The 245-nt window shown below is 61.2% G+C and carries 1 protein-coding gene; it reads left to right on the top strand.

What is annotated here, in order from left to right:
• Positions 1 to 245: PhnD/SsuA/transferrin family substrate-binding protein (locus tag SB719_RS22010; RefSeq protein WP_412160012.1), on the top strand; the 245-nt coding region annotated here is incomplete at both ends.

Genomic DNA, 245 nt, shown 5'->3' with positions numbered 1-245 from the left:
CCTGACCGACCTGAAGGGCAAGTCGTTTGCCTTCGGTTCCATTTCGTCCACATCGGGCAGCCTGATGCCGCGTTACTTCATGCTCAAGCAGGACAATATCAAGCCTGAGGAGTACTTCGGCCGCGTGGCCTATTCCGGCGCCCACGATGCCACCGTGGCCTGGGTGCAGGCTGGCAAGGTCGATGGTGGCGTGCTGAACGCCAGCGTGTGGCAGAAGCTGGTGGATGCCGGCAAGGTCGATACCA

This window comes from Pantoea sp. SIMBA_079, assembly GCF_046940275.1.
In the GTDB taxonomy this organism is placed as follows: domain Bacteria; phylum Pseudomonadota; class Gammaproteobacteria; order Enterobacterales; family Enterobacteriaceae; genus Pantoea; species Pantoea borealis.
The sequence above is the reverse complement of the archived record's forward strand: the minus strand, read 5'-3'. Positions and strand labels throughout refer to the sequence as shown.